Here is a 13,554-nt window from a genome sequence, read left to right on the forward strand (position 1 = left end):
ATCAAAAATCATGATTGCCACCAAAAAATACTACGTGTACATCCTTACCAATAAAAACAATAAAGTTCTTTATGTTGGTGTAACCAATGATTTGGCTAGACGAACTTTTGAACACAAAACAAAAAGAAATAAAGGGTTCACAGAAAAATACAATGTTAACAAGCTTGTTTATTTTGAATCCTTCTCTTGGATTAAAGAAGCAATAAAAAGAGAGAAACAATTGAAACGTTTTCCGCGCTCTAGAAAAGAAGAGTTAATAAATGGAAATAACCCTGGGTGGAATGAAATAAAAGTTCCGATATTGTAATTGACTACCTATTTAATAAAGGTATACCGTAAGGTGAGATCCTTCAATCACAAAAATCACAGATTTTAATGATTAAAGGATGACAAGCGTTGAGGTGTTTAGGTTGAGAAAAGCGGGATCTCTGTTTAATATGGGGTTGTCGTTAATAGTTTTCACACTATTTCGAATCTAAATTTACATGGCTCTAGTTTATATGGGCATTGTTTTGTGCAATTGCTATTGAAAATAATTTGTGTTTCGATTAACTAAAATTAAATCAAAAAGGTGCTGTATAGAGTTTGTGAATGATTTAATGAATTCGCTATCAGGATTGTGCGGATGATTTATAAACTACCCGTGCAAATCAACTTTTATACAAATGAAAAAAATGTCTAAGAATTCATTGTGTTATAACTTTAATTTTCAAGGCCAAAAAAATAACGAAAAGCAATTAAACCTAAAAAAGCAACAAGATTTCTCCTATTGCTTTTTTAATATTTTTTGAAGCTGTATGATTCACTTTTTGAATTAGAAATTTCATTAGTAAGGCGCATGAAATTTTAAAAATATGAGTTGACTTTTGTCAATGATTATTTTCTAAAATAATTGCAACGCAACTAATGGGATTTCTAAACAAAAACTAGGCGAATTCTTTGTAGGCCTCTTGTAAATTATCCGAAATCATTTGCGCAGTAACCCCTTCAATGTGATGACGCTCTAAGAAATGAACCAATTTACCATCCTTAAATACCGCAATCGACGGTGAAGAAGGAGGATAAGGCAAAAAGTAATTTCTTGCTTGTTGTGTCGCAGCGCTATCCACTCCCGCAAAAACGGTTCCCATGGCGTCTGGCTTGATATTCCCTTTTAAAGAGTCTTTTACTCCAGGACGCATATTTCCAGCTGCACAGCCACAAACGCTGTTTACAACCATTAATAAAGTTCCTTTTGTGTTTTTAATCATATTGTCAACATCTTCAGGAGATGTTAGGTCTTTGAATCCTACTGAAGTTAAATCTTCCTTCATCGGAGCAACTAGTTCTGGTGGATACATATATATAAAGTTTTAATTGTTCTGTAGACAAAGGTAATAAGCAAAGTTTGATTAAAGGACATTTTAAACTTTATTTTAACTTAACATGATTTATTAACTTTTTGGCTTTTCAAGAATGGGCTTTACTACTGCTTGTTAAAGTGTTTTTTGTAGAAACGTTGAATATCTGCTTCTTGATCTATTTCGCCTTTTCCCATGAGGAAATCAACAAATTCTATAGCGCAATAAGGAGCGATCATGTAGCCTTTTGAACCCAAGCCATTAAAAATGTACAACCCCTTATGTGTAGGGTGTTCGCCGATAAGTGGTCTTCTGTCTGCAACCGCTGGTCGAATACCTGCTTCATGATCTATCACTTCAATTGGAGCGGAACTCAATAAATTGTAATTTTCTAAAAGTTCCTTTTTTGCTTCTTCCGTTGGTGAAGTGTCTTGAGTATACCAAGCGTAAGTAGCGCCTAATTTAAAGTCACCATTTTCTGTGGGTAAAATAAAGCACTTCTTGTTGAGGATTTCATTCTTGTCAAAAACATCAGAGTTTACAGTGAGCACTTCTCCTTTGGCATTACTAAAAGGGAGATAGCCAAAATAGGGATTGTCTTCACCCTTGTAGCCTTCACAAAAGATGAGGTGCGAAAATTCCTCGTTTTTATATGTTTTCGAGGAAGGGTCTAATTCGGAAAAATCAAATTTACCATACTCAAGAAGGCCTTTTTCAATGAAGTAGTCATGATTGTACTGCATGAATTTCTTAGCATCAACATATCCTGGAGTACTTAAAAATCCATTTCCAAAGGGCGCTTTTAAGTGACTTGGTGTGTTTTTTTTGTCCTCTGGAGGATTCAGGTAGTCATCATATTCATTTTCCTCAAGTCTTTCCATCCACAAGTCACGCTCATGTTCAGAATTAAAAGCGCGTCGCAATTTTCTTTGAAAAAAGAATTTGTGTTTTATTTTCTTTTCTATTGCGGGATAAAACTCTTTTAATGTTGGAATTAATTCATCACCTTTCCAGGTTTTAATCATTCGGCGAAAAGTCATAGGGTTAATCATTCCCGCTGCTACTTTTGTGCTGTGATTTATTCCTTCGTCTATAATTCGAAAATCAATCTTTTTTTCCTCTAACTGGTGAGCTAAAGTAATGCCTGATAAGCCACCTCCAACAATTATAATTTTCACAAGTTCATGTTTTATACTTCACTTTCCAAAGCGGGTGTCACTGATAATTTCAATATTTCAACATCTAATTTTTCTTTAAACGGAGCAATATATTCGAAATACTCTGGCTTCACTTCCTCTTTCATAGGTTCCGATTTTGGGAACTTCTCTGAACGGTGATTGATTTGTTTTCCATTTTTCCAAAAACGATAGCATACGTGCGGACCTGTGGCAGCACCCGTAGACCCCACATATCCAATGACGTCTCCTTGTTTTACGCGAACACCGCTTTTTATTCCTTTTGCTATTTTACTCATGTGCAAATATTGCGTGTCATAAGTTTTGTTGTGCCTAATTTTTACGTAAATTCCGTTTCCACGACTTCTAGAAGCCCTAGAAATTGTTCCATCTGCAGTGGCCAATATTGGAGTTCCTGTTGGGGCAGCATAATCTGTTCCTAAATGTGGCCTTCTTGTTTTGTAAATTGGGTGTAATCTATTCATGTTAAAGGAGGAACTGATACGAGAAAATTTTACAGGAGACATTAAGAATGGTCTTTTCATTTCGTTGGCCAACTCATCGTAAAAGCCAGAAACTTCTCCCGTTGAATCTGTGAAGTTAAAGGCATAAAGTCCTTTGTTGGCATGTTCAAACCAAACATATTTAATTTTATCTACTGAATAAGGAACCCCATCCACGCTTTTTTCATCATAATACACTACGAACTTATCTCCAACTTGCAATTTAAAAAAGTCGACACTCCATGCATAAACACCTTCAATGGCGTCAGAGATAGCTGCTGTCATTTGGTAATTGTCAAAGCTTTTTCCTAATTCTACCGATAGGCTAGAGTTTTTCGCAATTTGACCGCTCACCATTCGCTCGGTGATTTCAACTGGGCGAACTTCTTTTCGAATGCCTACAGAATCTTGACTGAAATCAAAAGTAACAAAGGAAAAAACATCAGGTTCGTAGACCAAATATTTTGGAGTATTGCTGGTATCCTTTTTTTCGGTGAATGTCATAAAAGGTTTACCTGCAAGAATATATTTCATTCCGATTAAACTGTCTTTTAATCTTTCAGCAGTAGTATTTATAGTATGCTGATCGATTTTGAAATCCTTAAATAAATTATTCCATGTCCAACCTTGCTCAACGGTGTCAAATGCAATATCATATTGAGATAAATCAAAACCGAAGAGTAAATCTTTTTCAACAACCACAGTGTCTGTCACAGGAATATTTTCTGCTTCTACTTTTTTGGAGGGGCTACAAGATGTTGCCGCGAGAATAAGAGAAATAAACACGAAAAGGAAAGGGAACAACTTCATAAAAACACAATTACTTTTTTCAATAATACGTTTTGGGATTTAATACTTGCTTGCTAAGCAGCTTAACTACTCCATCAAAACGTGGAAATTGGAGACAAAATTAATCACTTTGGAGAGTTTAATGAAGTAATTAACGCTAAAACTTTCAACTTATTCTCTTCTATCGTCATGAAATATTAACTTTGCGCACCAAATAGAAAATAATGAAAATATTACTTTTAGGTTCAGGAGGAAGAGAGCACGCTTTGGCTTGGAAATTGTCAAGAAGTAGCACTTTAGAATCTTTGTTTATTGCTCCTGGAAATGCGGGTACAAGAGAATACGGAGAAAATATTTCACTAGACCCATGTGATTTTGAAGCAGTGAAAGCAACTGTATTGAAAAACAAAATTAATATGGTGGTAGTTGGGCCAGAGGCGCCTCTAGTTGCTGGGATTTCAGATTTTTTTAAAGCAGACAAAGAGCTTGCTCATGTTTCTGTTATTGGACCAAATAAAGAAGCATCGCAGTTAGAGGGGAGTAAAGATTTTGCGAAAGACTTTATGAACCGTCACAATATACCAACGGCAAAGCATAAAACTTTTACAAAAGCCACTATCAAGGAAGGGTTTGCTTTTTTAGACAGCTTAAAAGCGCCTTATGTTTTGAAGGCAGATGGTTTAGCGGCTGGAAAAGGAGTTCTTATTTTACAAGATATTCATGAAGCAAAGAAAGAATTCTCTTCGATGTTATTGGATAACAAATTTGGAGGTGCTGGCGCAAAAGTAGTAATAGAAGAATTCCTAAAAGGAACTGAAATGTCTTCTTTTGTTTTGACAGATGGAGATGGATTTAAAGTTTTTCCAGAAGCAAAAGATTACAAGAGAATTGGTGAAGGAGATACGGGATTAAATACGGGCGGAATGGGGTCCGTTTCCCCAGTGCCTTTCGCAGAAGGGAAATTCTCAGATAAGGTTTACAATCAAATTATTGTACCTACTGTAAAAGGATTGAAAGCCGATGGAATAGAATACAACGGTTTTATTTTCATCGGAATTATCAATGTTGGAGGAGAACCTTATGTTATTGAATACAATTGTAGGTTAGGAGATCCTGAAACCGAAGTGATTTTACCTCGTTTAAAATCTGATCTTGTAGATTTGTTTGAAGGAGTGGCAACCAAAACCTTATCAGAAAGAGATGTGGAGTTTGATCCGAGAAGTGCCGTTTCTGTAATGATGGTTTCTGGAGGATATCCTGAAGCCTACAAAAAAGGAAAAACCATTTATGGATTAAATGCAGTTAGTAAAAGCTTAGTTTTTCATGCCGGAACGGCATCAGATGGTCCCGCGGTTTTGACTGCTGGCGGAAGAGTTTTAGCCGTTACCTCTTATGGAAATGATATTGAGTCTGCAATAGAAACTTCTTACGAAACAATCAAGAATATTGAGTTTGAGGGTGCTTATTACCGAAAAGATATTGGTCAAGATTTACTTTAACCTATTTTTTTTCTAAATTTATACTGTATTATTTCTAAATAACGCAGATCAGTACTTAATAAACTATATGGATCCGTCGAGTATAATCGTCATCGCAATTGCAATTACAGCTTCCGCTTTTTTCTCTGGAATGGAAATCGCTTTTATAACGGCCAATCGACTAAAAATTGAATTGGACAACAAGAAAGGGACTTTTTCAGGGAAGGTCTTGGCCAACTTCGTGAAGCATGACAGTCGTTTCATTGCTACAATGCTGTTGGGGAACAACATCGCTTTGGTGGTTTATGGAATTTGGATGGCGCAAATATTGGAGCCTTGGATTTCTCCCATGGTTGGGGGAAGTGAAGCGGCTACCTTATTAATACAAACTATTTTATCTACTTTATTAATTTTAGTTACGGCTGAGTTTCTGCCTAAAGCCACTTTTCAAATTAATCCCAATAGGGTTTTACAATTCCTTTCTTTTCCTTTGGTGCTTATTTACGGGATCTTGTATCCACTCACCATTTTCACAATGACCATCAGTAACGGTTTGTTGAAGCTTGTGGGAATGGATGTGAAGACTGGAGAATTGGTGTTTTCTAAAATTGATTTGGATGATTATGTGCGTGATTTAAATGAACGCATGGAAGATGAGAACGATTTGGATAATGAAATGCAGATTCTTCAAAATGCAATAGGTTTTTCTGACATAAAAGCCAGAGATTGTATGATTCCAAGAACAGATATTGTAGCACTAGATATTGAATCTTCTATCGAGGAATTGAAAAATAGATTCATCGAAACAGGTCTTTCTAAAATATTGATTTATAGAGATACTATAGACAATATCATTGGATATGTGCATAGTTTTGAATTGTTCAAGAAGCCCAGCCGAATTAAAGAAATTTTAATTCCGATAGCTTTTGTTCCAGAAGCAGTGCTCGCTAAAGACCTTTTAGAGCTATTTGCCAAGCAACATGGAAATATCGCAATTGTGGTGGATGAGTATGGTGGAACATCTGGATTGATCACAATTGAGGACGTTGTGGAGGAGATTTTTGGTGATATCGAAGATGAACACGATATGGATGAGCTTTTGGAACAGCAAATTGATGAAACAACATATTTATTTTCAGCACGTCAAGATATTGATCACCTCAACGAAGCCTACGATTTTGAATTGGAAGAATCAAGTGAGTACGAAACCTTGGGAGGCTTAGTTTTACACTACTTGGAGTCGATTCCTGAGGAAGGAACGATTCTAGAATTAGAGAATTATAGTATGAGAATTGAAGCAGTTTCTGACCGAAGAATAGAGGTAATTCGCTTGAAGATTCTTACAAATCAGTAAGAAAGATATTTAATGCACATTTATCCTTTCATATTTTGATTCATAATATTATATTCGCAACCTTAAATTAAACAGAAAAAATGGCTTTAATTGGAAAAATACGCGAGAAATCGTGGCTTTTAATTGCAGTAATTGGTATTGCAATGCTTGCATTTATTATAGGTGACTTGAGTTCCGTAGGAGGAGGTCCACAAGAAGACGTCTATGGAATTGGAACTGTTGACGGAGAAAAAATCGACGAACAACAGTATAATCTTTTCCTAAATAATGCGCGTAATAACATTATGCAAAATAAACAACAGCAAAATCCTACGCAACAAGTAAGATTTACTGAGGAAGATGATAAAAACGCAATCAGACAAGCTTGGCAAACTTCAATCATTGATGGATTGATGAAGAAAGAGTATAAAGAAGTTGGATTGGTGGTAGATGAGTATGAATTAGAAAATGTGTTGTATGGAACTAATGGTTACAAACCTTCTTCTATTTCAACACAGTTTAAAGATTCTGTAACTGGAGAATTTGCGCCAGATCAATTGCGTCAAGCTTTAGATCAACTAAGAGAATCTCCTGAAGCGGGAAGTGCACAACAGTATAAAGATTTGATGGACTATGTTGCACAAGTAAGAATGGAGGAGAAGTACAATGCGCTTCTAACAACAGGTGTTCATGCGACAACCTTGGAGGGAAAGCACGAGTACAAAGCGAAGAAAACAGTAAAAAATGTTACTTACGTTTATCAAAACTTCACGAAAGTTCCAACGGATGCAGTTGCGGAACCAACAGCGGAAGAGGTGAAAAGCTACTTCAACGAGCACAAGAATGATAAAAAGTACAAGCAAAAAGCAAGTCGTAAGATTGCTTATTTTGTAATTCCTGTAAACCCAAGTAAAGAAGATTCTACGCAGTCTTTTGAACGTTTGACTAAGTTGAAACCAAAGTTCGCTGCGGTGAAAAACGATTCTGCATTTGTGATGCGTTATAGTGATGTGAAAAGATATGCTAACGACTCAACTGCAATGGCAAAACCAGAAGGTGCAGGTCAGCAAGGACCAACTTATCCTGCTTCTGTAGCTGCGGAAATGGAAGCGGCTAACGTAGGTGATGTTGTAGGGCCTTATGTTGGACAAAACGGAGCTAAGATTTCTAAAGTAATTGGATTTGGGGAAGAAAAAACAGCTTCAGTTCGTCATATCTTAATCAATGCAGGGTCTCCAGAAGAGTTTGATGCAGCACAAGCAAAGGCAGACAGTATCATGCGAGTTATTCGTTCTAAGAACAACTTCGAAGAAATGGTAACTGAGTTTAGTGAAGATCCAGGATCTGTAAACAATGGTGGTAAGTATGAAAAGTTCCCTCAAGGACAAATGGTTCCAGAATTCAATGACTTCTCTTTCTTCAAGCCAGTGGGAACTATGGGAACTGTGAAAACAACTTATGGTATTCACATTGTTGAAGTTTTGGATAGAGAGGAAACAAAACGTCCTATTCTTGCAGATGTAATTAAAAACATCGAAGCAACAAAAACTACAGCAGATCAAGTAAATTCTGAAGCCTCAAACTACATTTACGATTTAGATGATAAGTTTAGCGGTAAATCTGGAAAAGTAAGAGACTCTATTTTTGAAACTTATGCAAGGGATAAAGGTTACTCTGTAAGGTTTGCAACGATTCAAGATGAAGAACCTTCTGTTGCCGGATTCAATGAAATAGCTGAAGGTCGTATTTTACGTTTGGCGTACGATGAAGGAAACAAAGCAGGTACACTTAGTTCTTCTCCAATTCGTGACAATAACCGTATCGTAGTGGCGTTTATCGCTGATGTTATTGAAGCAGGAACACCAAGATTGGAGCTTGTGGAAGATGCAATCCGCGCTGAAATTCGTAAAGAAAAACAAGCGAATTACTTAATTGATCAAATGATTGGTAAAGAAGCAGACCTTCAAGCTTTAGCTAACGAATTAGGAGCAAAACTTGAAAACGAAGGTTTAACTTTCTCTGCAAGTAATGTTGCTGTTGGTCGTGAGCCACAAATCATCGGTACAGCATTTTCTGGATTAGCAGATGGTGAAACTTCAGTTCCAGTAAAAGGAACAAACGGAGTTTTTGTTTTAAGAGTAGATCAAACAACACCAGCAGAGGAAACAACAGATTATTCAGCTGAGATTGAGCAAATCAAATCTCAAAATAGAACAACGATTGAAAACCAATTCCGTTCTGCATTGATTGAATCAGCAGATGTTATTGATAATAGAAAATTAAGAAGACACGGGATACGGTAGTCAATTTATTTTTCATAAAAAAACCGTTCTGACTTATAGTCTGAACGGTTTTTTTTATGAAAAATAAATAATTACGAATGGGGTAATTGTGAATTACGAATTGTTGGTTGTTAACCTATATCAGGGACTGACAAAGCTCTGGATTAGAATCGTCCGATTGGAATAAATTAAGAATATTAACCAAAACGGTCAACCCTATTTAGGGAAGTACACTTTTTAAAATTCGAAATTCTCAATTCGTAATTGAAAATTTCCCTACTCTCCCACCAATGAAACCTGCATCAAACGCTTAATTTCTTCCACATCTGAATAATTCCCCAGCAAATACATAATCTTCGTTATCGCCGCTTCTGTGGTTAAATCTCCGCCACTTATTACGCCAATTTGGTTAAGCATTGTTGAATTGGCATACTTTCCTTGAGAAACACTTCCTGAAGAACATTGTGTGATGTTGATGACGATTCCTCCTTCAGAAATGTAAGATTTAATCATTTCGAAAAAGGCAGTATTGTTGGGCACATTTCCAGCCCCAAAAGATTCAATCACAACTGCTTTTACTTTTTGGAAATCGAACATACTTTTGTATACTTCTGTTGAGAAACCGGGAAAAATCTTCATCAGCGCCACCCTGTCATCCATTTTAGGTTTGTAGTTGAGTTCTTGTAGTTCTGTTTTAAAGAAAGCGGAAGGATGATATTTTATATCTACCCCTGCCACTGCTAAATCCAAATAGTTGGGAGAAATAAAAGCTTCGAAGGCATGCGCAGAAACTTTTGTTGTTCTATTTCCTCGGTATAAAGAATATTCAAAGTAAATAGCTACTTCTTGGATAATGCTTTCTTCTTCTATTTTTGAGGCTGCAATTTCTATGGAAGTGATTAAATTCTCTTTTCCATCTGTTCGAATGGTTCCGATGGGCAGTTGAGAACCTGTTAAAATAACGGGTTTTTTGATTCCTTGAAGCATAAAACTCAAGGCACTAGCAGTAAAAGCCATAGTGTCGGAACCATGTAAAATCACAAAACCGTCATAATCTTCATAATTATCTACAACTTTTTGAGCGATGTTTTGCCATATTTCAGGACACATGTCAGAGGAGTCAATCGGTTCGCCTAAAGAAACAACTTCTAATTCCGCATTTATTCTTGAAAGTTCTGGAATTTGGTCGCTTAAATGATCAAAGTCAAAGGCCATTAATGCACCCGTTTCGGGATCTTCAATCATTCCAATTGTTCCTCCAGTATAAATCATTAACACTTTTGACTGCTGCATATTTATAACTTTATTTTAAAAACTTCCAACGCATTTTCAGTAGTTATTCTACCGATTTCTTCTTCACTTATACCATGGATTTCAGACAGTTTTTGGGCAATCATGGGAATGTAAGCACTTTCATTTCTTTTTCCTCTAAATGGAGTAGGAGCTAAATAAGGAGCGTCTGTTTCCAGAACGATATTTTTCAAATCAATATTCTGAATCGCTTTATCAACACCACTATTTTTGAAGGTCACCACTCCGCCAATTCCGAGTTTAAAACCTCCATAATTTAGAATGCGCTCGGCTTGCTCTTCTGTACCGGTGAAACAATGAAAAACGCCAAAAAGTCTATCATCGTTTTCCTGATCTAAGACTTCAAAAATCTCATCGAATGAATCTCGACAGTGAATAACAATAGGCAATTCTTCCTCTTTTGCCCAATTGATATGCGCTCGAAAAGATTCCGTTTGTTCTTTCTGCAAAGTTTTGTCCCAATACAAATCAATTCCAATTTCTCCAATCGCAATGTGATGTCCTTTCTTGTAATGTGTTTTCACTTCTTCAAATTGCGTTTCCCAATCTTTGTTCACATCACAAGGATGAATACCCATCATAGAATAGCAGACATTAGGATAATCTGCCACCAATTCTTCCATTTTTGTAATAGAAGAAATGTCAATATTTGGAAGGAATAATTTAGAAACACCACTTTCAATAGCACGTTGAATCATTTCATCGCGGTCTTCGTCAAATTTATCTGAATATAAATGGGCATGCGTATCTATATAGGTCATTTTTTCTTTGTTCTGTATCGTTTATAAATTTTGATTGCAATCATGAGGGCCACCGCAACAGCGAAGAACCCAACAGTTCCATAAATCCAATTCAAACTATTTTTCAGACTCACCAAGAACACAATGGCTACAAGAGCAAGGGTGGCTACTTCATTCCATAAACGCAATTGATTAGAGCTCCATTTGAAAATACTTTTGTGCATTTTACCCATAATCAATTGACTTTTGAAATGATAAACGAGCAATAAAGCCACAAAAGTGAGTTTGAGATGCATCCAAGGCATTTTGAGTAATGCAGGATTAACAATCAACATCGAAATCCCGAAAACCAATGTTAAAATCATGGCGGGAGTAGTGATAATCCACCACAATTTCTTTTCCATAATGGTGAACTGAGCGCTCAAGATGTTCTTTTCTTGTTCACTCTTTTCTTGCGCTTCTGTATGGTAAATGAACAAACGCACAATGTAGAATAGTCCAGCAAACCAGCTGACCATAAAAATAATGTGCAAGGCTTTTAATACGGTATAACTCATGATGAGCAAAGTTAAAGGTTTCTTTAATATAGCCACATTTCTATTAGTAACTTAATTGGGTTTTGTTGATTTGTAATTGGAATGCTCTCTTACCCTAAAATTTTCATCCAATTAATTTATCTTTCTTTAACCCATAAGTCTTTTGCTTGTATTAATTTTGTCGAAAAATTATCAGATGAAAAAGAAAACGCCAAAAGAATCATTGACTGTAACCACGAAAATTGTATTACCAAACGATACAAATCCGCATGGAAATCTGTTTGGAGGTCAGTTATTGGGTTGGATGGATGTTACAGCGGCAATTTCTGCACAGCGCCACAGCAGAAGGGTTGTAGTTACCGCTTCTGTGAATAACGTTTCTTTTGGTTCGCCAATTAAAGAATCTGATGTGGTGACCTTAGAAGCGAAAGTTTCTCGTGCATTCACAAGTTCAATGGAGGTTTTTATTGATGTTTTTATTGAAAATCAAGTTTCTGGAGTACGCACAAAACTCAATGAAGCAATTTATACTTTTGTGGCGGTAGATCAGAACGGAGGACCAATTAGTGTTCCTCAAATTGAACCAGAAACAAAAGAGGAAATCGAGCGTTATGATGGCGCTTTAAGAAGAAAACAATTGAGTTTGATTTTAGCTGGAAAAATGAATCCGCAAGAAGCTACTGAGTTAAAAAGACTGTTTTTGCCTGATGAAAACTAGATCGTTCAATCACTGAATCTACCAAAAAGTCGAAAATTTGAGCTTTTCAGGATCTCTCAAAGCACTCCAGTCCTTTAGGATTAATGAAATGCGGAGATTCTGGGTGCTTGTTTTTTTGGCTTTTAACTCTCCAATAATTCCTGGAATATCACTTTTTAAATAAAGAAGGTCTTTTGTTTCTTGATTTTCGAAGGCGATGGATTGTGTGCTGACTTTTAAACTGTTTGGTTCTGTTTTAGTAAATAAAGAAGGAAGTAATGCGACTTGTAATTTTCCCTTATCTGCCCTAACGTTGGGCAATTGATAAAGAAATGACAAGCTTTTTTCCGCTTGCTGAGTTCCCCAATACATCCCAACATCAGGAACACTATCCACTTTAACGATTTTTGTTTCTACCTGATTAAAATTATCGTCAAATTCCGTGACGTATTGAATGGTCTCCTGCGCAGATTTTCCTCCAAGTTGCAACGAAGCTTCACCATTCCATAAGGTCAATAATTGCATGAGCGCTGGAGGTAATAAATCAATTACATTTCCCCCCTTTTCTTTTAAATAGGGGTTTAAATTAGATGTCAAATGTTCTAAATCTAAATTTATCGTCGCATTTATCTTGTTTTTCTGCGAAGGATAAACAGGGATTGTTGTGTTTTGATTTACTTTTAAAGGATGGTTTTTCGTCACTTTCCAATCCAAAGTAAAACTTAGTTCATCTGTGTAAGCGTAGGAAAATGTGGCATAATCTGTTGAGTCTAGCGCTGAACTTCCTGTGGTGTTGATTATTCCTAAATTGGGTTTTTCAAGTAGTTTTCTGAAAAATGCACTTGATTTATTTTTAGGTTCAGATAATGCGTTCAAGGCACCATCTCCAAAATTAATTTTAATGAACTGTGCATGTTTTTCTGCGCTTACAGCTGTGTTTCCAGAAATATATAGATTAGCGTTTTCTGTAATTCGCCTGAAATTAAAAAAATCAGAAAGCTGGGTAAAGGCACTTTCAAAGAGCATAGCGTCTGTGACTTCTAGGTAAACGGAGCCATACTTTTCACCTGCCAGTGAATAGGTGATATAGGTGTTTTCCAGTTTTAAACCAGATTTCACGAGTTTACTTTTCAATTCATTTAAAGCAATGTTGTTGGTGATGCTTTTTTCTACTTTTGAATTATAGCGAATGGCTTCCTCTATAAGTTCAATAAAATTAGTGTGATAAGCAATGTCTTTTTCTGAAACATATTCAATCAGTTGAAATTCAGATTTGGATTTTTTTTTAGAAAGATAAAAGAACAAAGTCACCATTCCAGCCAAAAGGAATATCGCAATAATGGTAACTTTAGCTTTTTTCGTCATTTTAA

The 13,554-nt window shown here is 36.1% G+C and carries 12 protein-coding genes; 5 read left to right on the forward strand and 7 right to left on the reverse strand.

Features of this window, described 5'->3' with window-relative positions; genetic code table 11:
- Positions 1–10 precede the first annotated feature (10 nt).
- A complete protein-coding gene (locus DIT68_RS08765) occupies positions 11–307 on the forward strand; it encodes a GIY-YIG nuclease family protein (RefSeq protein WP_109359420.1) in 297 nt (98 codons plus the stop codon).
- 619 nt (positions 308–926) lie between these two features.
- Here DIT68_RS08765 and DIT68_RS08770 read toward each other — a convergent pair.
- The 3 genes from DIT68_RS08770 to DIT68_RS08780 all read right to left on the reverse strand — a co-directional run bounded on the left by DIT68_RS08770 (position 927) and on the right by DIT68_RS08780 (position 3,828).
- Positions 927–1,340 carry a BrxA/BrxB family bacilliredoxin gene (locus DIT68_RS08770; RefSeq protein WP_109359421.1) on the reverse strand — a complete coding sequence of 138 codons (414 nt, stop codon included), beginning with the start codon at positions 1,338–1,340 and terminating at the stop codon, positions 927–929.
- 125 nt (positions 1,341–1,465) lie between these two features.
- Positions 1,466–2,518, reverse strand: coding sequence for an NAD(P)/FAD-dependent oxidoreductase (locus tag DIT68_RS08775; RefSeq protein ID WP_158276149.1), 1,053 nt, complete (start codon positions 2,516–2,518; stop codon positions 1,466–1,468).
- Positions 2,519–2,529: 11 nt separating this feature from the next.
- The gene (locus DIT68_RS08780) at positions 2,530–3,828 is read right to left on the reverse strand and encodes a peptidoglycan DD-metalloendopeptidase family protein (RefSeq protein WP_109359423.1); all 1,299 of its coding nucleotides are present in this window, start codon (positions 3,826–3,828) and stop codon (positions 2,530–2,532) included.
- 203 nt (positions 3,829–4,031) lie between these two features.
- On the opposite strand from DIT68_RS08780, the gene purD reads away from it, so the two are divergent.
- From purD to DIT68_RS08795, 3 genes are all read left to right on the forward strand, one after another.
- The gene (purD, locus tag DIT68_RS08785) at positions 4,032–5,306 is read left to right on the forward strand and encodes a phosphoribosylamine--glycine ligase (protein WP_109359424.1); all 1,275 of its coding nucleotides are present in this window, start codon (positions 4,032–4,034) and stop codon (positions 5,304–5,306) included.
- Between the two features lie 67 nt (positions 5,307–5,373).
- Complete coding sequence (locus DIT68_RS08790; RefSeq protein WP_109359425.1) at positions 5,374–6,639, forward strand: hemolysin family protein; 1,266 nt, start codon at positions 5,374–5,376, stop codon at positions 6,637–6,639.
- A gap of 80 nt (positions 6,640–6,719) precedes the next feature.
- Positions 6,720–8,921, forward strand: coding sequence for a peptidylprolyl isomerase (locus DIT68_RS08795; protein WP_109359426.1), 2,202 nt, complete (start codon positions 6,720–6,722; stop codon positions 8,919–8,921).
- Positions 8,922–9,176: 255 nt separating this feature from the next.
- Here DIT68_RS08795 and DIT68_RS08800 read toward each other — a convergent pair whose 3' ends face one another.
- Genes DIT68_RS08800 through hemJ form a run of 3 tightly spaced genes read right to left on the reverse strand, consistent with a single transcriptional unit; the run spans position 9,177 to position 11,508 of the window.
- Positions 9,177–10,193, reverse strand: a complete 1,017-nt coding sequence (locus DIT68_RS08800; protein WP_109359427.1) for an asparaginase — start codon at positions 10,191–10,193, stop codon at positions 9,177–9,179.
- 2 nt (positions 10,194–10,195) lie between these two features.
- The gene (locus DIT68_RS08805) at positions 10,196–10,972 is read right to left on the reverse strand and encodes a TatD family hydrolase (RefSeq protein WP_109359428.1); all 777 of its coding nucleotides are present in this window, start codon (positions 10,970–10,972) and stop codon (positions 10,196–10,198) included.
- Entirely contained in the window at positions 10,969–11,508 is a 540-nt protein-coding gene (hemJ, locus tag DIT68_RS08810; RefSeq protein ID WP_109359429.1) for a protoporphyrinogen oxidase HemJ, read from the reverse strand. Before hemJ ends, DIT68_RS08805 begins: the two co-directional genes overlap by 4 nt.
- A gap of 175 nt (positions 11,509–11,683) precedes the next feature.
- Between hemJ and DIT68_RS08815 the strand changes: the two genes are divergently transcribed.
- Complete coding sequence (locus DIT68_RS08815; protein WP_109359430.1) at positions 11,684–12,205, forward strand: acyl-CoA thioesterase; 522 nt, start codon at positions 11,684–11,686, stop codon at positions 12,203–12,205.
- Between the two features lie 18 nt (positions 12,206–12,223).
- Here DIT68_RS08815 and DIT68_RS08820 read toward each other — a convergent pair whose 3' ends face one another.
- Positions 12,224–13,549, reverse strand: coding sequence for a hypothetical protein (locus DIT68_RS08820; RefSeq protein WP_109359431.1), 1,326 nt, complete (start codon positions 13,547–13,549; stop codon positions 12,224–12,226).
- Positions 13,550–13,554 lie beyond the last annotated feature (5 nt).

The sequence above is a fragment of the Brumimicrobium oceani genome (assembly GCF_003143775.1).
Taxonomy (GTDB): Bacteria; Bacteroidota; Bacteroidia; order Flavobacteriales_D; family Crocinitomicaceae; genus Brumimicrobium; species Brumimicrobium oceani.

What these genes read in the sequence shown, in the direction of transcription:
- DIT68_RS08790 (WP_109359425.1), top strand. Translation starts at nt 5,374, where the DNA reads ATGGATCCGTCGAGTATAATCGTCATCGCAATTGCAATTACAGCTTCC.
- DIT68_RS08780 (WP_109359423.1), bottom strand. Translation starts at nt 3,828, where the DNA reads ATGAAGTTGTTCCCTTTCCTTTTCGTGTTTATTTCTCTTATTCTCGCG.
- DIT68_RS08820 (WP_109359431.1), bottom strand. Translation starts at nt 13,549, where the DNA reads ATGACGAAAAAAGCTAAAGTTACCATTATTGCGATATTCCTTTTGGCT.
- DIT68_RS08800 (WP_109359427.1), bottom strand. Translation starts at nt 10,193, where the DNA reads ATGCAGCAGTCAAAAGTGTTAATGATTTATACTGGAGGAACAATTGGA.
- hemJ (WP_109359429.1), bottom strand. Translation starts at nt 11,508, where the DNA reads ATGAGTTATACCGTATTAAAAGCCTTGCACATTATTTTTATGGTCAGC.
- DIT68_RS08815 (WP_109359430.1), top strand. Translation starts at nt 11,684, where the DNA reads ATGAAAAAGAAAACGCCAAAAGAATCATTGACTGTAACCACGAAAATT.
- purD (WP_109359424.1), top strand. Translation starts at nt 4,032, where the DNA reads ATGAAAATATTACTTTTAGGTTCAGGAGGAAGAGAGCACGCTTTGGCT.
- DIT68_RS08805 (WP_109359428.1), bottom strand. Translation starts at nt 10,972, where the DNA reads ATGACCTATATAGATACGCATGCCCATTTATATTCAGATAAATTTGAC.
- DIT68_RS08770 (WP_109359421.1), bottom strand. Translation starts at nt 1,340, where the DNA reads ATGTATCCACCAGAACTAGTTGCTCCGATGAAGGAAGATTTAACTTCA.
- DIT68_RS08795 (WP_109359426.1), top strand. Translation starts at nt 6,720, where the DNA reads ATGGCTTTAATTGGAAAAATACGCGAGAAATCGTGGCTTTTAATTGCA.
- DIT68_RS08765 (WP_109359420.1), top strand. Translation starts at nt 11, where the DNA reads ATGATTGCCACCAAAAAATACTACGTGTACATCCTTACCAATAAAAAC.